Genomic DNA, 21,860 nt, shown 5'->3' with positions numbered 1-21,860 from the left:
GCGCCCGACGGCGACGGCAGCGGCTAGAATGGTGCAGAATGACCCTTACCAGTTGACCAGCCACCGACCAGTCACTGACCACTGACCAGTAGGATCGACGCAGGATCGACGCAGGATCGACGCAAGCGAAAGAGGTCACCTCCATGGGGAGCGGTTCGTCGGGCGGGGTACTCAAGCGCGAGCGGGTCAGGGACCACCTGCTCGGCCTGATCGAGACGCGCCACGCGGGCGACGCCATCCCCTCCGAACGCACCCTCTGCGCCGAACTGGGCGTCTCCCGGCCGACGTTGCGCTCGGCCGTGGACGAACTCGTCGCCACAGGCCTGCTGGTGCGGGAGCACGGCCGCGGCATGTTCGTGGCCCCGGCGAAGATCACTCAGGAACTCAGCGCCGACGACACCGCGTTTGTCGTCCCCCGGGCCTCCGGCGCCTGGTCGAGCCGCATCCTGGAGCGCAGCACCTCGCAGGCCGGCGCCAGGATCGGCCGCAAGCTGCGCGTCTCCCCGGCCGCCGAGCTGATCTACATCGCCCGCCTGCGGCTGGTGAACGGCGCTCCCATGGCGATCGAGCACCTGCACATCCCGGCCGAGCTGGCTCCCGGACTGACACCGCAGGAGCTGGAGTCGGGCGAGCTCTACGACCACCTGCGGGAACACCACCAGGTGTACGTGCACGAGGCCACCCAGTCCATCGAACCCACCGTCGTGAACGAGGCGGAGGCCTCCGTCCTGGACGTCCCGGTCCTCTCCCCCGCCCTGCTCATCGAACGGCTGACCCTGGACACCTCGGGCCGCCCCGTCGAGTACGTACATTCCCTCTACCGGGGCGACCGCTACCGCATCGTCTCCCGCCTGGCCCTCGGCACGTCGTCCCCGCACCCGCGCCCCCAGGGCCACCACCCCGGCATCCCCCCGGGCGACTTCGCACACGACGGCATCATCACGTCGTCCACGACGGGGGACGCGTACTGACACCCACGCCGGGCCGGCTCAGCGCGGACCGTGCAGCGGCACGACGCGGTCGCGGATCTCGTCCCGGTCGGACGGGTGCCCGGTGATCAGGATGATCAGGGCTGGGCCAGGAGGCGGGCCGGCAGGGGGCGGGCGCCGCCGTTGAGGCTCCGCGCCAGGCGGTCAACGAGTTGCCGGCCCCGGTGGGCCGTAGTGCACGAGCGTGGTCGGCACGACGGTGCGCCGGAACGGAGTGGCGGCCCCGGCGCTCGCGGGTCCTCCGCCCATACGCGCGACCAGCAACCGGCCCGCCTCACGGCCCAGTTCGTCGCTGTCGTAGGCAACGACGGTCAGCGGCAGGCCGAGTGTGTCCGCGAGTTCGAAATCGTCGAAGCCGGCCAGCACCGTGGTGGTTCCGGCGCGGCGGACGGCACGGAAGGCTCCGATGGTGTTGCGGTTGTTGGAACAGAACAGGGCCGTCGGGGGTTCCGGCAGGCCGAGCAGTTCCGCGGCGGCGCTCGCGGCCTCGCCGGTCTGCCGCTGTCCCCGCCGCACGTAGGCGGGGTCGGTGGACAGGCCCGCGGAGGCGAGGGCGTCGGTGAATCCGCGCAACCGCTCCGTACCGGTGTAGACGGCGGGTGGCGAACCGAGGAATCCGATCCTGCGATGACCGGCGCCGAGCAGGCTTTCGGTGGCGGCGCGAGCGCCGCCGTAGTCGTCGACCAGGACACAGTCCGCGCCGAACCCCTCGGGCGGACGGCTCGCGACCACGACGGGCACCCCCTCGGCCGCCGCGGCGGCCAGATGCCGCTGGTCAGGACCGGCGGGCACGGCGATGATGCCGTCGACACGCCGCCCGACCAGGTCCTCGACGAGACCGCGCTCGGTGTCGAGGTCCTGGCCGGTGTTGCCGATGACGGCCTTGAGGCCGTGCCGGACGACGACGGAGTCGACGCCCAGGGCCAGTCGTGAGTAGAACGGGTTGGCCAGGTTGGTGACCACCAGGCCCACGAGGCCCGTACCACTTCCGAGACGCAGGCTGCGGGCCATCTCGTTGCGGCGGTAGCCGAGTTCCGCGACCGCCGCGCGCACGCGGGCCGCGGTGGCCGGCAGCACCTTCGGATCGTCACGCAGAACGCGGGAGACGGTCATGGCGCTGACCTTCGCCCTCTCGGCGACGTCACGCACCGTCGGCTGAGCGTCCTTCGACCCGTGTGTCCCCGGCATCCCGGCCGTGTTCCCTTCGTCCGTCCTCACGCGGTGGCAGCCGCGCGTGCCGCGCCGATCAGTGCGGCGTCCTCGGCGGAGCCGGCGGGCCTCACCGCACGAGTATGCCGTGCGGTGCCGGCCGGGACGCGACGCGGACCGGTGGTGGTACCCGGAGGGCTCGCAGGTGTGTCGGTACGCTGCGATCCGTCGCCCCGGTCCACGTCGTCCGGGACCACGTCCCCCGGCTCCCCGTCGTCCGGAACCCAGCCGCCCGAGGCGAGTCCGCCGCGCAGCGCGGGGAAGACAAGATCCCAGGAGCGGGCCATGGACCCTCCGACGACCAGGACGGTCGCGCCAAAAGCCGCCAGGCGCGGGCCGAGCGCGGCACCCAGCGCGGTCAGGGCGTCGGCCAGCACCCGGCGGGCCCGTTGCTCCCCCGCCCTGGCGCGGTCGGCGATGTCGCGCACGTCGGCGGCCGGATCGCCGTACCGGACGAGGATCGCCCGGCGGGAAACGGTGTCCTCCAACGGCCTGCCGCCGACCTCGGTCAGGTCCATGCGCCCCCCGGGCGGCACGCCGGAACCGTCCTCGCGGATGAGGCCGTCGGCGAGAAACGCCGAACCGACGCCCGTACCGAGCGTGATGCCGACAGCACGGCGGTGTCCGTGGGCCGCGCCCCCGGTCCACTCACCGGCCAGGAAGGCGTGCGCGTCGTTGAGGAACACGACGTCACCGGGACGCTGCCACAGACCGCCGAGGAGTGCCGCTCGCACGTCCACTCCGTACAACGCCTCGAACTTGCCGACACCCGCGAAGAGCGCGACTCCCTTCGCGTAGTCGAACGGTCCCGGCACGGCCACGCCCCACCGTGCGCCGGGAGGCGCCGGCAGCCCGGCGGCGCAGCGCCGTACGCCGCCAAGAATGTCCCCGGCGCCGCCGTGCGGGTCGAGCGGGCTCCTGGTGCGGTGGACGACCCGTCGCCCGGGCAGGTCGACGAGGGCGGCGGTGACATGGGTGCCGCCGATCTCCAGGACGGGGATCAACGGACGAGCGCCTTCACGACCCGTACCGGGCGATCACCGACCGCCCGCAGGGTGTAGCCGCCGACCGCGGCCGGCACGGTCAGCGTCTCCGCGTAGGCCAGTTCGTGCCGGTCCCCGGCCGCCGTGTGCACGGTGACGCCCTCGCCCTCCACCACGTTCAGCAGGTGGAAGCGGTCGCGGGTGTGGTCGTCCGCCTCGGCGCCGGCGTCGATCACGTACCTCCTGACCTCGTAGAACATCTCGTCCAGTGCGCCGATCACCTCTTCCCGCCAGCCGTTGCCCTCGCGCAGGGTGCGCGGCTCCTGCACCAGGTCGCGGGCGACACTCTCGCCACGCCGTCCGCTCTCCAGGTTGGCGAATCCGTGTTCGTACGGCAGGGGGCGCGGGGTGCCGTCGGCGGCGGGCCGCAGCCAGTCGTAGAACCTCAGGCTGTACAGGTACGGGGTGGCGCTGATCTCCAGCACCAGATTGCCCGCCCCGCTGGCGTGCGGGGTGCCCGCGGGGATCATGAACAACTGCCCCTGCTCGGCGGGGAAGGCGAGGACGTGGTCCTCGGGGTCCATGGGCACTCCCCCGGCGACGGACTCCCGTACCTCCTTGCGGAAGAGATCGACGTCGGCGTCCTCACGCAGGCCGAGGAAGACCTTGGCACCGGGGCCGCCGAGGGTCAGGTAGTACGTCTCGTGCTGGGTGTAGGGCCAGCCGAAACGCTCCCGCATGTACGCCTCCTTGGGGTGGCAGTGCAGCGAGAGGTTGCCGCCGCCGACGGTGTCGAGATAGTCGAAGCGGATCGGGAAGGAGGTGCCGAAGCGGGCGTGGGCCTCGGCCCCCATCACGTTCTCGGGTTCCAGCACGCACATCAGCTGGAAGGGCACCTCGACCTGAGCCCGCGGCCCGGTGCCGATGAGGATGCCGGCCTCCGGCGCGATCAGTTCGTAGCCGAGCGCGGTATTGCCGGCGTCGCGGTTGAACCCGAGCTCACGCTGGGCCCAATGGCCGCCCCAGGGCGTGGAGTTGAAGTACGGACGGGTGCGGACGGGCCCGCGCGCCAACGTCGCGTAGGTGGCGCGCAGGCCGTCGCCGTCGATCAGCGCGGGACGGTCGGGTTCTTGCATATCGAGCCAGGCGTCGAGGCGGTGGGCCAACGCGTCGCGGTGGCGGTCGAGCATCGGCCAGTCGACGTAGAACAGCCGCCTGAAGTCGGGCTTCCCTTCGGGCAGTCCGAGGTTCGCCCCCCGCCTGCCCGCGGCCACCGCGGCCTCCGCGTACCGCTTGGGCACGTCGGCGTACCAGAGCAGGTCGTGCTCCACGAGAGCGGCGCCCGGCCCGTAGACGAGCAGGACCCCTTCCTGCGGGGGAGCCGGCCGCGGAAGGGTGTCGAAGAGGTCGTCGAGGGGGTTCTCGGCGAGCTTGCGGAAGTACGGGTCGTCCGCGTCCTCCGGTCGCTCGGTGCGCCGCTCGACCTGGGCCGGCGGTACGTAATGGGCGCGGACATCGAGCAGGACGAGCGGGGTGCCACGCGCGGTCAGCTCGCGTTCGAGGCCGTCGCGGAATCGCTCCCAGTCGACGGACGGGGGTCCGTCGACGGCCACCACCGCCGGGCCGTCCGGGAGTTGCGCGGACACCGCCCGCCATCCGGCGGCGAGGACGGCCCGGGGTGCGGGGGTGTAACGCGGGTCGAGCCGGTACATGCGGTCTCCTTCACGTTCATGAATGTTATCGTTAACACGCTACGCGTCGAGGTTGCCTGCCGAACCCTGCCGATGTCAATCCCCGGGACGGATCGCTCCCGCCCAGGCCCTTGATAGGCAAGCGAAGACTTGCCTATCCTGTGGTCGTGGCCGACGATCTTTTCAAAGCCCTGGCCGACTCCACCCGCCGTACCATCCTCGACGAACTCGCGGAGAAGTCCGGACAGACCCTGTTCGAGATCTGCTCGCGACTGGCCATGAAGCATCAACTCGGCATCTCACGCCAGGCGGTGTCCCAGCACCTCGCCCTGCTGGAGGCCGCCGGGCTGGTCGAGACCCGGCGGGAGGGCCGCTACAAGTTCCACGACCTCAACACGGCCCCGCTGCGGCGGATCGCCGAGCGATGGCCCCTGCCCGACACCCCCGGACCCGAGGAGAACACCCCATGAAGATCCATCTGACCAGCGTCTTCGTCGACGACCAGGCCAAGGCCCTGCGCTTCTACACCGAGATCCTCGGCTTCGTGAAGAAGTACGACGTCCCGGTGGGCGGGCAGGACCGGTGGCTGACCGTCGTCTCGCCCGCCGAGCCCGGCGGCACCGAACTCCTCCTGGAGCCCGCCGGCCACCCGGCCGTCAAGCCCTACCGCGACGCGCTCGTCCAGGACGGCATCCCGATCCACCAGTTCGCCGTCGACGACGTACAGGCTGAGTACGAGCGGCTGCGCGCCCTCGGCGTCGTCTTCACCCAGGAACCCCTGGAGATGGGCCCCGTCACCACCGCCGTCCTCGACGACACCTGCGGCAACCTGATCCAGATCGCGACGCAGCCGAAAGACACGCCCTAGGCACGCAAAGCGTCGACAGCGTCTTCGAGGGTGGGCTGGAAGCTGAAGAGCTGGTCCAGGCCGACGATACGGAAGACACGCGTCAGGTCGGCGTTCAGCCCGACGAGGACCAGCGGGGTACCGGCCTGCTGGGCCCGGTTGTAGGCGGCGACAAGGACGGTGAGGCCGGTGGAGTCGCAGTAGGTGAGATCCGTCAGGTCGATGATCACGGGAGCGTCGGAGGTGAAGGGAGCCTCGTCGACGACGTGGCTGAGCTCCCGGGCGGTGTGGTGGTCGAGTTCGCCCGTCACGGCCAGCACCGTGGCGCCCGCGGGGTGAGGTCGTCGGGTCGCGGTCAGAGTACGGTCGGTCACCTGTTCTCCTGTACGGGTCGGTCGGTGGTACCCAGGGGGACCAAGGGGACGGAAAGGGCGAGCAGCGCGGTGTCGTCGCTGACTCCCGTGCCCAGGTCCGTGAAGAGGGTGTGCAGCATCGCGAGCAGGGCGTCGGCTCCCTGGGCAGGATGTTCGGACAGGTGGCGGGCCAGTCCGTCCTCGCCGAGCATGGCGCCCCCCGCGGTGCGGGCCTCGCTGAGTCCGTCGGTGTACAGCAGCAGCGCGTCGCCGGGGGCGAGGCGTGTGGTGGTCCCTACGAAGTGCGGATCGGGCAGCAGTCCGATCAGCTGGCCGCCCGTGGTGGAGATGGGCTCGACGGTGCCGTCCGCACGCAGCGCCAGGGCCGGGGGGTGGCCGCCACCGGCCAGTGTGACGGCGAACGACCCGTCGGCCAGGGCGTCCAGCACGCCGAACACCGCGGTGCAGAACCGCGGGGTGCTGCCCTGGTACTCCCCTTTCAGGACGGTGTCGAGGTTCGCCAGGGCGGTGCACGGGTCGGGGTTGTAGATGGCCGCGGCGCGCAGGGTGTAGCGGGTCAGCGACGTCAGGGCGGCGGCGTCGGCCCCCTTGCCGCACACGTCACCGAGGAAGAACGCCCAGCGGCCGTCGTCGAGGGGGAACAGGTCGTAGAAGTCGCCGCCGACCTCGTCGACGGAGGCGGGGTGGTAGGCGGCGGCCGCGTCCAGGCCGGGCACCAGAGGCAGGGCGGGGGGCAGGAGAGTGCGCTGAAGGGTGCGCGCCAGCCGTTCGGCGTCGGTTCGCCGCTCGCGCTCGGCGGCGACGGTACGCAGCGTGGACAGGCGTACTTCGAGTTCGTCCATGACGAGCGCGGCGAGGTCCTCCAGCGCTTCGAGCTGACCAGGGGTGGGATGCCGGGGCCTGGTGTCCAGGACGTTGACGGTGCCGAGCCGGTGGCCGTCGGCGGTGGTGATCGCCGCGGCGGCGTAGAAGCGGACGGCCGGACAGCTCCGCACGAGAGGGTGGACGGTGGCCCGGGGGTCGGCCCGGGTGTCGCTGACGACGTACGGCCCGCTGTGCAGGATGGCGGAGGCACACAGGCCCGGGGCGCAGCTGGTCTCGCTCATGTCCTTGAGGCCGTGGGCGGCCTTGAACCACACCCGGTCGCTGTCCACGATCGTCACCGTGGCCATGGGTGCGTCGAAGATGCGCGCCGCCAGGGAGGCGATCCTGCCGAAGGCGCCGTCGGGCGCGCTGTCGAGGATCCGGTAGCGGCGTACGGCGGCGAGGCGTGCCTGCTCGTCCGGCGAGGACTGCCCCGCGTCCGGATGGAAGGCGTCCTGGGTCGCCGTCATAGTGTCTCCCCCGCTGCCGGCAACCGGACCGCCGGCCCGAGGGCGGCTGCCTTATCCTACGGAACGCGTCCCATGAGTTACCCCGGGGTGGCTCGAAGCAGTCCTACGGCGAGCGGCACGCGGCCTGTGCGTGTGGTCTGTGACGTGCGCGCACCGGTACGCCGGAAGCGGCCGGCACGGAGGGGACTGACGTGAACGGAAGGGTGGAACAGTGACAGGTTCCGAGGACGCGGAGCTCGACATGCCTCCCGCGGAAGGCGCCGCCGTGTTCACGGCCGACGAGGAGATCGGCCGGGATCTGGCCCGCGTGGACTGGGCGGCCGTACCGCTCGGGGATCCGGCCGGCTGGCCGCAGAGCCTTCAGACAGCGGTGAGCATCCTGCTGTCGTCGCGTTTTTCCATGTGGATGGCGTGGGGCGAGGATCTGACGTTCTTCTGCAACGCCGCGTACCGCCGTGACACCCTGGACCGCAAGTACCCCTGGGCGCTGGGGCGTCCGGCCAGTGAGGTGTGGGAGGAGATCTGGGACGACATCGGTCCCCGCATCCACACCGTACTGAACACCGGCAAGGCGACCTGGGACGAGGCGCTGCTGCTGTTCCTGGAGCGCTCCGGCTACACGGAGGAGAGCTATCACACGTTCTCCTACAGTCCGCTGCGCGACGACGCGGGACGTGTCGTCGGCATGCTGTGTGTGGTCATCGAGGAGACCGAACGGGTCATCGGCGAGCGCCGCATGGGCACGCTGCGCGATCTCGGTTCCGACCCGAGCGTGGTACGCACCGAGCAGGAGATGCTCGACTTCACCAGCCGGCAGTTGGAGCGGAACGGGCACGACCTGCCCTTCACGCTGACCTATCTCTTCGACGACGACGGCGGTGCCCGCCTGACCGCGGCCACCGGAATCGCGCCGGGCCACCCCGCCGCCGCCGAACTCCTCCTCCCCGCCGACGAGGGTGTCTGGCCGGCGAGTTCCCTCGCGGGCGGGCAGTCCGTGGTGGTGCCGCTCGACAGCGACGCGTTCCCGGACCTGCCGACCGGGGCGTGGCAGGAGCCGCCCGTCCAGGCCGTGGTGGTGCCGCTGCTGCAACAGGGCGGCGCGCCCTACGGGTTCATGGTGGCCGGCCTGAACCGCTACCGGGCCTGGGACGACGACTACCGCGGCTTCGTGGACCTGGTCGCCGGCCATGTCGCCGCCGGTGTGGCCAGCGCCCGCAGCTATCAGGCGCAGCAGCGCAGGGCGGAGGAACTGGCGGAGCTGGACCGGGCGAAGACGACGTTCTTCTCCAACATCAGCCACGAGTTCCGCACTCCCCTCACCCTGATCACGGGCCCGGTCCAGGAACTGCGGAACCGGCTCTCCGACGCGGACCCGGAGGTGCGTGAGGAACTGGAGCTGATCCATCGCAACGGGCTGCGCCTGAGCAAGCTGGTCAACACGCTGCTCGACTTCTCCCGCCTGGAGGCGGGACGGATGCAGGCGAGCTACGAGCCGGTCGATCTGGCCGCCGTCACCGGCGAGTTGACCAGCGTCTTCCGTTCCGCCATCGACAGGGCCGGCCTGGACTTCCATGTCGACTGCGCGCCGTTGCCGGAGCCGGTCTACATAGACCGGAGCATGTGGGAGAAGGTGGTCCTGAACCTGCTCAGCAACGCGCTGAAGTTCACCTTCGACGGCTCGATCCGGGTCAGCGTGCGCGCCGTGGACACCGCGGCGGAGGTGGTTGTCGTGGACACCGGGATCGGTGTCGCGGCCGGGGAGATGGCCCGGCTGTTCGAGCGCTTCCACCGTATCGAGAAAGCCCGCTCCCGCTCGAACGAGGGCAGCGGTATCGGCCTGGCCCTGGTCAAGGAGCTGGTGGGTCTGCACGGCGGTACGATCACCGCCGCGTCCACGGAGGGCCGGGGCACCCGCTTCACCATCCGGCTGCCGTTCGGATCCGCGCATCTGCCCGCCGACGCCCTCCTGCGGGAGAGCGGCACGGACACGATCCCCGTCGCCACCGACCCCTTCGTACAAGAGGCTCTGAGGTGGCTTCCCGGCGAACAGGCGCCGCCGGCCCCCGCGGCCGTGAGCGGACCCGGATCCGGCGCGGGGGGCCAGGCCAAGGTACTCGTCGCCGACGACAACGCGGACATGCGCGAGTACCTCACCCGCCTGCTGCGCGGTGCCGGCTACACCGTCAGCACGGCGTACGACGGCCGGCAGGCCCTGGAGGCCATCCGCGCCGAGACTCCCGACCTGGTGGTCAGCGACGTCATGATGCCCCGCCTGGACGGCCTGGCCCTGGTCGAGGCGCTGCGGGGCGACTCGCGTACCGCCTCCGTACCAGTACTGCTGCTGTCCGCCCGGGCCGGGCAGGAGGCGTCCATCGAGGGCTTGCAGGCCGGTGCCGACGACTACCTGGTCAAACCGTTCGCCGCCGCCGAACTCCTCGCCCGGGCCCGGGCGGCCATCCGGCTGGCGCGCCTGCGCAGCCACCACGCCCGCTGGCGCACCGCGCTGATCGAGTCGCTCCAGGAGGCCTTCTTCGTCTGCGACGAGGACGGCGCCGTCATCGAGATCAACGCGGCTTTCACCAACATCCTCGGTTACGGCCCCGAGGGGCTGCCCTACGCACCCGTACAGCCGTGGTGGCCGAACGCCGACAGCGATCCCGAGGCCCACGAGAAAGTACGGAACGCCTTCGACCTGCTGGTCGGCAACCTGAAGGGCAGCTACACCGTCCCCCTCACCCACCGTGAGGGACACCGGATCTGGGTCAGCGCCACCTTCAACCAGGTCCAGGATCCCGACACCGGCCGCACCGTGATCGTCGGCACCTTCCGCGACGTCACGGCCGAGCACTACGCCATCCAGCGGGAAAGCGCCCTGGCCGCCCTCGGAACCTGCCTGTCCCGGGCCACCAGCCTGTCCGAGGCGCTGGGCGGCGCGCTGGACGAGCTGAAGAAGCGGTGGCGTGCCCAAGGGGTCATGGCCGCGGTCTTCGACCACGGCGAGGAACCCACCATGACGGCCACCGACCAGGGCCTCACCTGGGAGGACCTGGCCCCGGGCAGGCGCCAGGCGCTCGCGGGGCTGCGCCGGCACCCGCTGCTCGCCCCGGTGACCGACCCGTCGGGAGCCGGCGTCCTGCTGGAGCATCCCGACGGGCCGCTCGTCCTCTGGATCGACCTCGGAGAACAGCGGCCCTTCACCGGGGAGGACCAGCTGCTGCTGTCGCTGCTGGCCGGTCACCTCGCGCAGGGCCTGGCGCGGGCCCACCAGATCGACCAGCAGCGCGAGACCGCCATCGCCCTCCAGCGCGCCATCCTGGGCCCCTCCCACCTGCCCGACGGTTTCGCCGTCCGCTACGAGCCCGCCACCCGGCCCCTGGAGGTCGGGGGCGACTGGTACGACACCGTCCCCCTCCCCGACGGCCGTATCGGCATCGTCGTCGGCGACTGCGTCGGCCGCGGCCTGCAAGCCGCCACCGTCATGGGGCAGTTGCGCAGTGCCTGTCGCGCCCTGCTGTTGCAGGACGCGCGGCCCGCCCAGGCGCTGATGGCCCTGGACCGGTTCGCCGCCGGTGTCCCGGGCGCGGTCTGCACCACCGTCTTCTGCGGGGTCCTCCATCCCGAGAGCGGACAGCTGACCTATTCCAGCGCGGGACACCCGCCCGGCATCCTCGTCCAACCCGACGGGACCACCCGCCTGTTGGAGGAGGGCCGTTCCCTGCCCCTCGCCGTCCGCCCCGGCACACCCCGCCCCGAAGCCAGTTGCACCATCCGGGCCCGCTCGACCCTCCTGCTGTACACCGACGGGCTCGTCGAACGCCGCCGCCGCCCGCTCACCGCGGGCATCGACCAGGCGGGGAAGGCCCTCAGGGACGGCCGGAACACCGCCATCGACGACCTGGCCACCGACGTGATGGCCACGCTCGCCCCGGCCGACGGCTACGACGACGACGTCGCCCTGCTGCTGTACCGCCACCCCGCGCCGCTGGAGATGTCGTTCCCCGCCGAATCCGCCCAGCTCGCCCCCGTCCGCAAGACCCTGCGCGGCTGGCTCGACCAGTGCGATCTTCCGCCCCACACCGTGCAGAACGTCCTGGTGGCGGCCGGCGAGGCGTGCGCCAACGCCATCGAACACGGCCATCGGGACGCCCCTGGTGCCCCCGTGCACTTCCGTGCGGAGGCTTTTGTCGACAACCTGCACCTGACCATCACCGACACGGGCCGCTGGAAGACCCCCCAGCCCGAGCTCAACGCGCACCGCGGTCGAGGCATGGGCCTCATGCATGCCCTGATGCACGACGTCACCATCACCTCCGGCCCGACCGGCACCACCGTCGACATGCACACGAGGATCGCCTGATGACCACACCGCTCACCCTCACCTCCGGCCGACGGCCCGACGGCACCGCGCTGTTGACCGCGGTCGGCGAGATCGACCTGAGCAACACCGAGGTCCTCGCCTCCGCCCTCGACGGTACGAGCGGCCTCCTCGTCCTCGACCTGACCGGCGTCGAGTACCTCGACAGCGCGGGCCTCAGCGTGCTGTTCCCCCACGCCGACCGGATCGAGCTCATCGCCACCCCGCTCCTGAAACCCGTACTGACCATCTCGGGTCTCGCCGACGTCACCACCATCCACGACGCGTAAGCAGAAAGGGGAAGCGTGACCGAGACCGGCGACACCCGATCCGCCACCGGTGAAGCGCGGGAGGTGCCACGGGGCCGGCTGCGGCTCCTGATGCGCTACCTCCCCCTGATCGCCCCCGTCCTGCTCTGGGCCGTACCGTGCTGGGTTCTCCTGTACACCGGTCAGCACTGGCCGTTCCCCGTCACCCTGATCGGCACCGTGCTGTTCGCCGTCGGCCTGATCGGTATGCCGCTCGCCATGGCGCGCGGCCACGGCCGGCGTCAGCGGGACCGGGCGGCGATCGTCGGGGACACGCTGCTGGGCTCCGTCTGGGTCCTGTTCACCTGGTCCGTGTTGCTCGGCGTCCTCCTGCGGCCCGCCCTGACCGTGGCCGGTGCCGGTGACGGACAGGACCGGGCGCGTATCGTCACCTGGACCGTCCTCGGCGTGACCGCCGGGCTCCTCTCCTGGGGGTACGCCGAGGCCCGGCGCGTGCCACGCGTGCGCCGGCTCGACGTGCAACTCTCCCGTCTGGGCGCCGGGTTGGACGGCACGCGGGTCGTCCTGATCACCGACACCCACTACGGTCCGCTCGACCGCGCCCGCTGGTCGGCACGGGTCTGCGAGACGGTGAACACCCTGGAGGCCGACCTGGTCTGCCACACCGGCGACATCGCGGACGGAACGGCCGAACGGCGTCGTGCCCAGGCCGCCCCCCTGGGCACCGTGCGGGCGACCCGGGCGCGTGTCTACGTCACCGGCAACCACGAGTACTACAGCGAGGCCCAGGGCTGGGTCGACCTGATGGACGAACTGGGCTGGGAGCCGCTGCGCAACCGCCATGTGCTGCTCGAACGCGGCGGTGACACCCTCGTGGTCGCAGGCGTCGACGACGTCACGGCCGAGTCCTCCGGACTGGCGGGCCACCGCGCCCACCTCGCCGGAGCCCTCCAGGACGCCGACCCCGACCTCCCCGTCCTCCTCCTCGCCCACCAGCCCACGTTCGTCGACCGCGCCGCGGCCCACGGCGTCGACCTCCAGCTCTCCGGCCACACCCACGGCGGCCAGATCTGGCCCTTCCACTACTTGGTACGTCTCGACCAGCCGGCCCTGGCCGGCCTGAGCCACCACGGCCCGCGCACGCTCCTGTACACGAGCCGAGGCACCGGCTTCTGGGGCCCGCCCTTCCGCGTCTTCGCCCCCAGCGAGATCACCCTGCTGGTACTCCGCTCCCCGCAACGGCCCACCGCGCCCTGAGCCGGAGGCCGGCGCGCCCCGCCCGCTCCACCGGACCGGCTCACTGCCCGAGGAAGCTCAGGCGGACCTGGCGGTCCGGATTGTCCCTGTTCGTGTCCACCAAACTCCGCTAAGGCAACCGCCAGGACACCGCTACGCGACTCGACGTGGCGCGTCACCGGAAAGATGTCACCATGGACGCAGGCGGCCCAGCCCCCGGCATCTCCACGTCCTCGCCGATCTTGTTCGCGGTCTTCCCCATCCTCATCCCGTGTTGGGGGTAATGGACCGCTTCTCCCCAGTCACAGATGACAGGGCCGTTGCACGCGGCGCCCGAGGACGTTGCCGCAGGCACCCAGCCCCCCTCCTCACACGGCACCGACCAAAACGTCGAAACAGCCCCCACTGACAATCACCCTGACCTGCAACGACGTTGCCACCTGCCTCCCCTCACCACCGGAGGCGTTAAGCTCAGCAGATGACGACCAGCAACCCGGAGCAGCAGGTCAAGGGATTGCAAAGCGCCCACTAAGCTGCAGGTCAGGAAGAGTCCTCCCCGCCAGCGCGGGGGTGTTCCGAGCACGGCGATGCCTCGGGTGGTGCCGTAGCGGTCCTCCCCGCCGGTGCGGGGGTGTTCCGGAGAGCCCTCGAACCGCGCCCAGGCCGAGCGGTCCTTCCGGCCGGCGCGAGGGTCTTCCGCTCGCCAAACCTGCGGAGATCAAGGGGAAAAGTCCTCAACGAGACCGCACCAGCGCGCGGCACCCGCTCCCCTACGGCTTTGGACCACAGTGCGAACCCGGACGAAACGCTGCACCACCACTCCGGCCAGGTGGCGGAGGTCTGCCGCCGCGAGGACCTGGCGGGCCTGGTCGCCGCCGGCACCCCGCTCGGACCCGGGCAGCCGCCGCCCGGCCCCGGTCCGGTAACCGCCTGAGCCTGAGGGAGTGTCGTTCTCCGGCCGGTCCCTCTTAAGCCTTGGGGCCGGTCCAGCGCATGATGGTGTCCCTCGTGTCTTTCGACCTGGTGGACGAGGAAGCGCGCCCTGCCGGTGATGCGGGCGGCATTGAGCGGGTATCCGTTGACTTGCGATGACCGCCGCGAGAGCCGGTCCCCCTACAGACAGGTGCCCACCATGGTTCACGTTGTCCGCTCGATGACCGTCAACAGGCCGCTCGGCCCCGTGGTCGCCTACCTCGCCGACTTCTCCAACGCCCTGGAATGGGACCCGGGCACGCGTGAGTGCACGCGCCAGGACCACGGTCCGCTGCAGGTGGGCTCCCTCTGGCACAACGTCTCCGAGCTACGCGGCCGGCGCACCTCCTTGACCTACCGGCTCACCCGGATGGACTCGGACCGGCTGACGTTCGTGGGCAGCAACGACACAGCGACCTCCACCGACGACCTCACCTTCAAGGACCATGGCGCGGCAACCCTCGTGGTCTACGAGGCCACCGTTACGTTCAACGGTCTGGCCAAGCTCGCCGACCCCTTCATGCGCCGTGTGTTCGAAGGCCTGGGGGACGAACTCGTTCACTCCCTGCCGGCCGCGGTCGAAGCGCGCGTGACACCCGCCTGAGAGCCGCGCCCTCGGACTGCGGGCCCTCACTCACCATCCTCCCCAAGCACCGACGGATTGCCGCGGGAAGCCGCAGGCCGTGCGGATCGAGGTCGTGCAGGCCGACCGCCGGCCTGCGGGCGGCGGGGTGTTCGCGCGAGGGTACGGTCCTCCGGCAGCCACGTCCTGGGCATGGAGACCACCGGAAGGCGCAGCCACCGCGACCACGTCATCAACGGGGCGGAAGACCTTCGTCGGCAACAGCCACGTCGGCGATCCGCACGACGCCGCCGACCTCCTGGACCACGGTCTGCCCTGCGATCCCGAGCTGATCAACGCGAACCACGTGGGTTCCGTGTCGGCCCGGGAATCCGCGTACCGCCATACTGCTCGCCGGCGCCTCGGGGCTCTGCCGCGTCCTGCCCTTCGAGCGCTCCCGGCGGGACGCGCAGTATATGGACACCCCTGCCGGGACCGGCGACATCCGGATCCGCCGCCTGGCGGAGGGGGCCCTCGGCATCACCGAAAGCCCCCAGTGGTCGCAGCGGTTCGCCCACCTCCTCGCCCGGCCGGGCCCGCGCCCGGCGGCGAGGGCGTCATGAACGACGGGACTCCCTGCTCCGGGGTACCGGCGGACTGCTCCGGACCCTTTGTGGGTGCCCGCGCGGGTGAGGTGTGGTCTCCGCGCGGGCCGGGTGTCAGACAGTACGGAGCCAGACGCTGGTGTCGTTGGGCAGCTGATTGCCGTTCAGGGGGTGGGAGGCCAGCAGTACGGCGTGGTTGCCGGGCAGCTCGACCGGGGTGCCGGACAGGTTGACGAGGCAGGTGAAGTCCGTGCCGCGGCGGTAGGCGAGGACGCCCTCGGGGGCGGGCAGCCACTGGATGGGGCCGTCGCCGAGGTCTTGGCGCTCTGCTCGCAGGGCGAGCGCGGCGCGGTAGAGGTTGAGCATGGAGGCGGGGTCGGGCTCCTGTGCCGCGACGCTGAGCCCGGCCCAGGCGGCGGGCTGGGGCAGCCACGGGCGGGCGGCGGCGTCGGGGCTGAAGCCGTAGGGGGCTTCGGTGCCGGACCAGGGCAGGGGGACGCGGCAGCCGTCGCGGCCGGGGTCCTTTCCACCGGTGCGGTGGTAGATGGGGTCGTCGCGGCGGTCGGCGGGAATGTCCTCGACCTCGGGGAGTCCGAGTTCCTCGCCCTGGTAGATGTAGACCGCGCCGGGCAGGGAGAGCGTGAGCAGGGCTGCGGCGCGGGCACGGCGCCGGCCGAGATCCTCGTCGACGATCGGGTTGTACTGGCGGATGCCGGCGGCGGTGCTGGTGTCGGGGCGGCCGTAGCGCGTGACGTGGCGGGTGACGTCGTGGTTGGACAGTACCCAGGTACTGGGGGCCCCGACCGTCGCGTGGATGCTGAGTGTCCGGTCGATGACGGTGCGCAGGGCGGAGGCGTCCCAAGCGCAGCCGAGGAAGTCGAAGTTGAAGGCGGCGTGCAGCTCGTCGGCGCGGAGGTAGCGCGCGAAGCGTGCGGAGTCGGCCAGCCAGACCTCGCCGATCAGGGCCCGGGAGTCGGGGTAGGAGTCGGCGACGGCCCGCCAGCCCCGGTAGATGTCGTGGTTGATGTCGAGGTCGACGTAAGGGTGGGGGTCGGGCAGGCCGGAGTGGTCGAAGTCGGGCAGCTCGGGGTCCTTGCCGCACATGGCGGCGGAGTCGACGCGGATGCCGTCGACACCGCGGTCGAACCAGAAGCGCAGGATGTCCTCGTACTCGCTGTGGACGAGAGGGTTGCGCCAGTTGAGGTCGGGCTGCTCGGGAGCGAAGAGGTGGAGGTACCACTGGCCGTCGGGCAACCGGGTCCAGGCGGGGCCGCCGAAGATGGACTGCCACTCGTTGGGGGGCAGCTCGCCGTTCTCGCCGCGGCCGTCGCGGAACCAGAAGAGGTCGCGCTCGGGTGAGCCGGGGGTGGCGGCGAGGGCCTTGAGGAACCACTCGTGCTCGTTGGAGACGTGGTTGGGGATGACGTCGACGATGATGCGGATGCCGCGCTCGTGTGCCTCGCCGATGAGGGCGTCGGCGTCGGCGAGGGTGCCGAAGCGGGGGTCGATCTGCCGGAAGTCGGTGACGTCGTAGCCGGCGTCGGCCATGGGGGTCAGGTACCAGGGCGAGAACCAGATGGCTTCGATGCCGAGCCCTTTGAGGTAGTCCAGGCGGTTCCGGACGCCGGTCAGGTCGCCGATACCGTCGCCGTTGCCGTCCGCGAAGCTGCGCGGGTAGACCTGGTAAATGGCTGCGTGACGCCACCAGTCGGTGGTGCGCGGGGTCATGGGACCTGCCTTCGTGAGTGTGGTGGAACGGGCGCGCGGGCCCGGCAGCGGGGTTGGGCCGGGCCCGCGGGTCTGCGTGTCCGGTCGACCGCGGGCCCGGCGGTCAGGGGGCAACCGGGCCCGCGGTCGGCCGTGGCTACCAGCCGGAGTTGCCGGTTCCGCGCTGGATGGCGAATCCGCCGGTCATGTTCAGGGGCGCGCCGGCGGTGGAGGTGACCTTGGTGTTGGAGAAGCTTCCGCTGCCCGCGGCGTTGCCCTCGATGCCGTGGAGACCGGTCTGGTTGATGGTCAGGCCGTTCACGCGCAGGTCGGAGACCACCCGCTGCCAGCTGATGAGGAGGCCGCTGTAGGTGGAGTCCTCGACCGTGTTGTTCGTCAGGACGACGGGCTGGGTGATGTCGTAGCGGTCGGCGTAGACCCACAGGGCGCCGAGCTTGCTGTTCCAGTTGACCTCCATGCTGCCGGTGCGGCGCAGGAGGTTGCCGGAGACGGTGGTGGTGCCGCTGAAGGGGTCGCCGAAGCGTGTGGAGACGGTGATGCCCGCGGCGGCCACGACGGTGTCGGAGATGAGGTTGTTCTCGACGCTGTTGCCGCTGCCGCCGTAGACGGCGGCGCCGTTGGCCAGGGTGGGGAGCTGGACGGTGTTGTTGCGGAAGGCGCTGTTGGTGACAGCCGCTCCGTCCGACCACATGGCCAGGGCGTCGTCTCCGGTACCGCGGAGGCTGCTGTTGGAGATGACGGTGTTCCTCACCGCGCCGTGCAGGTTGACCCCGTCGGCGAAGGTGTTGCGGATGCGCAGATCGCTGGCCTTCAGGCCGTCGGTCGGCGCGGAGATCCACAGGCCGACCTTGGTGTGCTGGATCCAGACGTTCTTGATCACCGATCCGGTGCCGAAGTCGCCCTCGACGGCGGCCTGGCCGGCCGCGTCGTCACGGACGTTGTTCTGCCCGTCGATCATCAGGTTCTCGACGGTGCTGGTGCCGCCTCGGCCGAACAGTCCGCCCTTGAGGCCGGTGCCGCGCAGGACGGTGTACCAGACACCCGCGCCGCGCAGCTTCACGCCGCTGAGGTTGACGTGGTCGGAGATGTTGTAGGTGCCGGCGGGGAGGAACAGGCCCCGGCCCTGGCTCTTGGCCGTGTTCAGGGCGGTGTTCAGGGCGGCGGTGTCGTCCTGGTTGTCGTCGGGCGTGACACCCAGGGTGCCGGCGGAGACGTAACCGCTGGGCAGTGTGCCGGCCGCGCCGGTCTCCTCCGCCTCGATCAGGTCGATCGTGTAGGAGGCGGCGGTGTCTCCGGTGTCCTTCTGCAGCCGCAGGACCGTGCCCGCCGGCAGGGTGCGGCCGAAGGAGGCGCGGCTCTCGTCGAAGAAGCGGTGGGCCTGGCCCTCGCCCGGGTTGTTCGTGTACGGGTACGCGCCGTAGACCCAGGCGTATCGGGAGGTCAGCTGGAGGTCGGGCAGGGCTGTGCCGTCCGCGTAGGCGCTCAGCGTGGCGTCGATGCCCCTGCCGTCGCCGCTGTCGGGCAGGGAGTAGCGCAGGTTGACGGCGTTGGCGGGCTTGGTGAGCTTGACCTCGACGTAGTCGCCGGCCTGGGTCAGCTTGACGGCCTTGCGGCCGGAGGCTTCCGAGGCGACGGTGAGGTAGGTGCGGTCGGGGCCGATGGACGAGCCCTTGAAGGTGCCGGACTCGGCCTCGTAGGTGGTGAAGGGCAGGGTGGCGCCCACGCCGCTGGGGGCCGGGGGGCCGGGGTCGGTGGGCGTGGTGGGGGTGTTCGCCTTGACGCTGTCGATGTTGACGTTGCCGCTGTCGTTGTTGGTGAAGGCCAGCGTGAGGGTGTTGGCGCCCTGGGTGAAGGTGACGGGCACGTCGATGGTCGCCCAGCTCGTCCAGCCGCTCGTGGCGGGGAGATTGACCCCCGAGGCGGTTCCGCCCGCCGTGAGGGTCAGCGTCTTGGCCGAGCCGTTGCCGTTGGCATAGCGGACGGTGACGGTTCCGGCACCGGCGTAGGCCGACTGCACGGTGGTGGTGAGGGACGCGCGGCCCCTGTTGGCGTCGGTCAGTCCGCCGACGTAGCCGGTGCCGGTGTAGCCGGCGTGCTCGTTCTCGACGATGGCGCCGCCCGCGAGGACGGCGCCCTCGGCCTCGGAGGAGCCCGGCTGCGTCGTGGTGTCGGGCGTGACGGCCGTGAGGCTGTCGACGTTGACGTTGCCGCTGTCGGCGGCGCCGAACTTCAGGGCGAGGGGGTTGGCGCCCTGGGTGAAGGCGACCGGCACGTCGATGGTCGCCCAGGTCGTCCAGCCGCTCGTCGCGGGCAGGGTGACCTGCTGGGAGGCGGTGCCGCGGACCAGGGTCAGCGTCTTGGCCGCGCCGTTGCCGTTGGCGTAGCGGATCTTCACCGACCCGTTGCCCGTATGCGTGGACTGCACGGTGTAGGCCGCGGTGGCGCCCCGGTTGGCGTCGGTGTAGCCGCCGACGTAACCGGTGCCGGTGTATCCCGAGTGCTCCGTCTCGACCCGGGCACCGCCCGTGAGCGTCGCGGTCTCGGCCTGAAGGAGGGCGGTGGCGGCGTGCGCCGGGAGGGGGGCTGCGACGCCGTAGGAGGCGGCGCCGGTGAGCGCGAGGAGGAGGGCCGCTGTCACGGCCGAGTTTCTGGGGCGCGGGTTGGTGTGGTGGATCGACACAGCGTTGTGTCCTTTCGGGGCAGGGGCGGCTCAGCCCTTGGGGGTGTACCGGCGGGGGCCGGCGGTAGGCGCCGTCGGGCAGGCGGAGGCCAGTCGGCGGTCGGGCGACCGGTGCGCGGGATTCGTGCGGGGAGGCGCCGGTCGGTCGGAGGGGATGTGCTTCTCGCCGGGCCGGGCGGGCTGGTTCAGCCCTTCAGGCTGCCCGCGGTCAGACCGGCGATGATGTGCCGCTGGAAGATCAGGAAGATGACCAGCAGCGGGACGGAGGCCATGACCATGCCGGCGAGGAGCTGGTTGGCGGGCATGAACTCGGCGAGACGGTTGAGGGCCACGGTGATGGGCTGGCGTGCAGGGTCGGGCAGGACCAGCAGGGGCCACAGGAAGTCCTTCCAGACCCCGACGACCGCGAAGATCGACACGACGGCCAGGACCGGCCGGGACAGCGGCAGGACGAGCGACCACAGGATCCGCACGGGGCCGGCGCCGTCCAGGCGGGCGGATTCCAACAGCTCGCCCGGGATCTGGTCGAAGAACCTCTTCAGGATGAAGATGTTGAAGGCGTTGGCGCAGGCCGGCAGCCAGATCGCCCAGGGGGTGTTGATCAGGTTGGCGTGGATGAGGGGAACGTCCGTGACCGTGAGGTAGGTCGGGACCAGGAGCGCCGAGACCGGCAGCATGAGCGTGGCCAGCATCATGCCCAGGACGACGTTGCCCAGTACCGGCCGCAGCCGGGACAGGGCGTAGGTGGCGGCGACGTCGACGATGACCTGCGTGAGCCAGGCGCCGACAGCGAGGAGCAGGGTGTTGAGGAAGTACTGGCCCAGGCCGACGTTGGTCCACGCCTCGCTGTAGGACTCCGGGTGCCAGCTCTGCGGCAGCAGCGTCGGGTTCGGATCGGCGAGTTCCGCGGAGGACTTGAGGGCCCCGCTGGCCATCCAGTACAGCGGGAAGACGAACGCGAGGGTGAAGCCGACGACAGTCAGGACGAGGACGAACCGGTAGAGGAGCCGGCCCGCACGGCGGTTCATCTCAGTGGGGGCGATGAGGGTGCGTTCCGCAGGGGCGGACATGGTGGTTCCTTTCAGCCCTTGCTGCGGGTCAGCCGCAGGTAGACGGCGGCGAACAGGCCCAGGACGATGAAGAGCACGGTGCTCATCGCGCTGGCCATGCCGAAGTCGTTGTAGACGAACGCGTACCGGTACAGCAGCAGCAGGACGGTGACGGTGGCGTCGTTGGGGCCGCCGCCGGTGAGCACGTAGGGCTCGACGAACACCTGCATGGTGCCGATGATCTGCAACAGCAGGGTGATCATGAGGATGAACCGCGTCTGCGGGATGGTCACGTGCCACAGCCGCTGCCGGATGGAGGCGCCGTCCAGTTCGGCCGCCTCGTACAGTTCGCCCGGGATGGAGCCGAGGGCGGCGAGGTAGATCAGGGTGGTGGTGCCCATGTTCGCCCAGGTGGAGACCAGGACCAGGGAGACCATGGCGAGGTTCTCCGACTCCAGCCACTGCTGGGCCGGCAGGTGGAACATCTCCAGGACGTTGTTGAACAGGCCAGGGCCCGGGTCGTAGAACCAGCGCCACAGCAGCATGGTCACGATCGGTGGCAGCATCACCGGGAGGTAGACGGTCATCCGCAGGTAGGACCGGGCGTGCCGGAACTCGTTGAGGACGACCGCGGTGGCGAACGGGGCGACGAAGCCGAAGACGAGGGCGAGGAGCGTGAAGTAGCCGGTGTTCTTCCACGCGGTGGCGAACAGCGGGTCGTCGAAGAGGCGCTGGTAGTTCTCCCAGCCCACCCAGGTCGACGGCCGGGCGAAGGTGACCTGCTGGAATCCCAGCAGGATGCCCCGCACGATCGGGTACCAGGAGAACAGGGCGAAGCAGATCAGCCCCGCGCCGAGGAACGCGTAGGCGGTGAGGTTCTCGCGGATGCGGCGCCGGAGCCTGCTGGGGTGGTCCACCGAGTGCTTCTGCGGCTTGGCTGTGCGCTGGGGTGCCCTGGCCAGGGTCGGAGCCGCCATG

The 21,860-nt window shown here is 70.9% G+C and carries 18 protein-coding genes; 9 read left to right on the top strand and 9 right to left on the bottom strand.

The genetic code is table 11. From position 1 onward, the window contains the following. The first annotated feature begins 143 nt into the window (after positions 1-143). On the top strand, positions 144-971 hold the full coding sequence (locus tag OG349_RS31620; RefSeq protein ID WP_161311792.1) for a GntR family transcriptional regulator: 828 nt from the start codon (positions 144-146) through the stop codon (positions 969-971). A gap of 162 nt (positions 972-1,133) precedes the next feature. Here the strand turns inward: OG349_RS31620 and OG349_RS31615 are convergent, their stop codons facing one another. The 3 genes from OG349_RS31615 to OG349_RS31605 are packed head-to-tail and all read right to left on the bottom strand — an operon-like array spanning position 1,134 to position 4,893. Then, positions 1,134-2,177: a LacI family DNA-binding transcriptional regulator gene (locus tag OG349_RS31615; protein WP_327237829.1), complete on the bottom strand. Its 1,044-nt coding sequence runs from the start codon at positions 2,175-2,177 to the stop codon at positions 1,134-1,136. 26 nt (positions 2,178-2,203) lie between these two features. After that, positions 2,204-3,202 carry an ROK family protein gene (locus OG349_RS31610; protein WP_327237828.1) on the bottom strand — a complete coding sequence of 333 codons (999 nt, stop codon included), beginning with the start codon at positions 3,200-3,202 and terminating at the stop codon, positions 2,204-2,206. Next, positions 3,199-4,893 (bottom strand): class I mannose-6-phosphate isomerase, encoded by a 1,695-nt coding sequence (locus tag OG349_RS31605; RefSeq protein ID WP_327237827.1) that lies wholly within the window; start codon positions 4,891-4,893, stop codon positions 3,199-3,201. Before OG349_RS31605 ends, OG349_RS31610 begins: the two co-directional genes overlap by 4 nt. Positions 4,894-5,039: 146 nt before the next feature. On the opposite strand from OG349_RS31605, the gene OG349_RS31600 reads away from it, so the two are divergent. Beyond that, positions 5,040-5,342, top strand: a complete 303-nt coding sequence (locus OG349_RS31600) for an ArsR/SmtB family transcription factor (protein WP_327237826.1) — start codon at positions 5,040-5,042, stop codon at positions 5,340-5,342. Next, on the top strand, positions 5,339-5,740 hold the full coding sequence (locus OG349_RS31595; RefSeq protein ID WP_327237825.1) for a VOC family protein: 402 nt from the start codon (positions 5,339-5,341) through the stop codon (positions 5,738-5,740). Before OG349_RS31600 ends, OG349_RS31595 begins: the two co-directional genes overlap by 4 nt. Here the strand turns inward: OG349_RS31595 and OG349_RS31590 are convergent. Together OG349_RS31590 and OG349_RS31585 are read right to left on the bottom strand one after the other, a co-directional pair. After that, positions 5,737-6,093 (bottom strand): STAS domain-containing protein, encoded by a 357-nt coding sequence (locus tag OG349_RS31590; protein WP_327237824.1) that lies wholly within the window; start codon positions 6,091-6,093, stop codon positions 5,737-5,739. The genes OG349_RS31595 and OG349_RS31590 overlap by 4 nt on opposite strands. Continuing rightward, the gene (locus tag OG349_RS31585) at positions 6,090-7,427 is read right to left on the bottom strand and encodes a PP2C family protein-serine/threonine phosphatase (protein WP_327237823.1); all 1,338 of its coding nucleotides are present in this window, start codon (positions 7,425-7,427) and stop codon (positions 6,090-6,092) included. Before OG349_RS31585 ends, OG349_RS31590 begins: the two co-directional genes overlap by 4 nt. 241 nt (positions 7,428-7,668) lie before the next feature. Here OG349_RS31585 and OG349_RS31580 point away from each other — a divergent pair, with 241 nt between their 5' ends. The 6 genes from OG349_RS31580 (at position 7,669) to OG349_RS31555 (ending at position 15,443) form a co-directional block, all read left to right on the top strand. Continuing rightward, positions 7,669-11,784: a SpoIIE family protein phosphatase gene (locus OG349_RS31580; protein WP_327238800.1), complete on the top strand. Its 4,116-nt coding sequence runs from the start codon at positions 7,669-7,671 to the stop codon at positions 11,782-11,784. Next, the gene (locus OG349_RS31575) at positions 11,784-12,071 is read left to right on the top strand and encodes an STAS domain-containing protein (protein ID WP_161307310.1); all 288 of its coding nucleotides are present in this window, start codon (positions 11,784-11,786) and stop codon (positions 12,069-12,071) included. Before OG349_RS31580 ends, OG349_RS31575 begins: the two co-directional genes overlap by 1 nt. A gap of 15 nt (positions 12,072-12,086) precedes the next feature. Next, a complete protein-coding gene (locus OG349_RS31570) occupies positions 12,087-13,307 on the top strand; it encodes a metallophosphoesterase (RefSeq protein WP_327237822.1) in 1,221 nt (406 codons plus the stop codon). A 757-nt stretch (positions 13,308-14,064) separates the two neighbouring features. Beyond that, positions 14,065-14,220, top strand: coding sequence for a hypothetical protein (locus tag OG349_RS31565; RefSeq protein WP_327237821.1), 156 nt, complete (start codon positions 14,065-14,067; stop codon positions 14,218-14,220). A gap of 198 nt (positions 14,221-14,418) precedes the next feature. Then, a complete protein-coding gene (locus tag OG349_RS31560) occupies positions 14,419-14,862 on the top strand; it encodes an SRPBCC family protein (RefSeq protein WP_327237820.1) in 444 nt (147 codons plus the stop codon). Positions 14,863-15,296: 434 nt separating this feature from the next. Continuing rightward, positions 15,297-15,443: a hypothetical protein gene (locus OG349_RS31555; protein ID WP_327237819.1), complete on the top strand. Its 147-nt coding sequence runs from the start codon at positions 15,297-15,299 to the stop codon at positions 15,441-15,443. Between the two features lie 96 nt (positions 15,444-15,539). Here OG349_RS31555 and OG349_RS31550 read toward each other — a convergent pair whose 3' ends face one another. From OG349_RS31550 to OG349_RS31535, 4 genes are all read right to left on the bottom strand, one after another. After that, positions 15,540-17,153: a glycoside hydrolase family 13 protein gene (locus OG349_RS31550; RefSeq protein WP_327237818.1), complete on the bottom strand. Its 1,614-nt coding sequence runs from the start codon at positions 17,151-17,153 to the stop codon at positions 15,540-15,542. Between the two features lie 136 nt (positions 17,154-17,289). Next, complete coding sequence (locus tag OG349_RS31545; protein WP_327237817.1) at positions 17,290-19,791, bottom strand: carbohydrate-binding protein; 2,502 nt, start codon at positions 19,789-19,791, stop codon at positions 17,290-17,292. A 227-nt stretch (positions 19,792-20,018) separates the two neighbouring features. Then, on the bottom strand, positions 20,019-20,903 hold the full coding sequence (locus OG349_RS31540; protein WP_327237816.1) for a carbohydrate ABC transporter permease: 885 nt from the start codon (positions 20,901-20,903) through the stop codon (positions 20,019-20,021). 11 nt (positions 20,904-20,914) lie between these two features. Further along, the gene (locus OG349_RS31535; RefSeq protein WP_327237815.1) at positions 20,915-21,859 is read right to left on the bottom strand and encodes a carbohydrate ABC transporter permease; all 945 of its coding nucleotides are present in this window, start codon (positions 21,857-21,859) and stop codon (positions 20,915-20,917) included. Position 21,860 lies beyond the last annotated feature (1 nt).

The sequence above is a fragment of the Streptomyces sp. NBC_01317 genome (genome assembly GCF_035961655.1).
GTDB lineage: Bacteria > Actinomycetota > Actinomycetes > Streptomycetales > Streptomycetaceae > Streptomyces.
This window is presented reverse-complemented; position numbering and strand designations above follow the sequence as displayed.

Excerpts from the sequence above, each read along its gene's own strand:
- OG349_RS31620 (WP_161311792.1), top strand. The coding sequence starts at position 144 with ATGGGGAGCGGTTCGTCGGGCGGGGTACTCAAGCGCGAGCGGGTCAGG.
- OG349_RS31615 (WP_327237829.1), bottom strand. The coding sequence starts at position 2,177 with ATGCCGGGGACACACGGGTCGAAGGACGCTCAGCCGACGGTGCGTGAC.
- OG349_RS31605 (WP_327237827.1), bottom strand. The coding sequence starts at position 4,893 with ATGTACCGGCTCGACCCGCGTTACACCCCCGCACCCCGGGCCGTCCTC.
- OG349_RS31595 (WP_327237825.1), top strand. The coding sequence starts at position 5,339 with ATGAAGATCCATCTGACCAGCGTCTTCGTCGACGACCAGGCCAAGGCC.
- OG349_RS31585 (WP_327237823.1), bottom strand. The coding sequence starts at position 7,427 with ATGACGGCGACCCAGGACGCCTTCCATCCGGACGCGGGGCAGTCCTCG.
- OG349_RS31580 (WP_327238800.1), top strand. The coding sequence starts at position 7,669 with ATGCCTCCCGCGGAAGGCGCCGCCGTGTTCACGGCCGACGAGGAGATC.
- OG349_RS31575 (WP_161307310.1), top strand. The coding sequence starts at position 11,784 with ATGACCACACCGCTCACCCTCACCTCCGGCCGACGGCCCGACGGCACC.
- OG349_RS31560 (WP_327237820.1), top strand. The coding sequence starts at position 14,419 with ATGGTTCACGTTGTCCGCTCGATGACCGTCAACAGGCCGCTCGGCCCC.
- OG349_RS31555 (WP_327237819.1), top strand. The coding sequence starts at position 15,297 with ATGGACACCCCTGCCGGGACCGGCGACATCCGGATCCGCCGCCTGGCG.
- OG349_RS31550 (WP_327237818.1), bottom strand. The coding sequence starts at position 17,153 with ATGACCCCGCGCACCACCGACTGGTGGCGTCACGCAGCCATTTACCAG.
- OG349_RS31540 (WP_327237816.1), bottom strand. The coding sequence starts at position 20,903 with ATGTCCGCCCCTGCGGAACGCACCCTCATCGCCCCCACTGAGATGAAC.
- OG349_RS31535 (WP_327237815.1), bottom strand. The coding sequence starts at position 21,859 with ATGGCGGCTCCGACCCTGGCCAGGGCACCCCAGCGCACAGCCAAGCCG.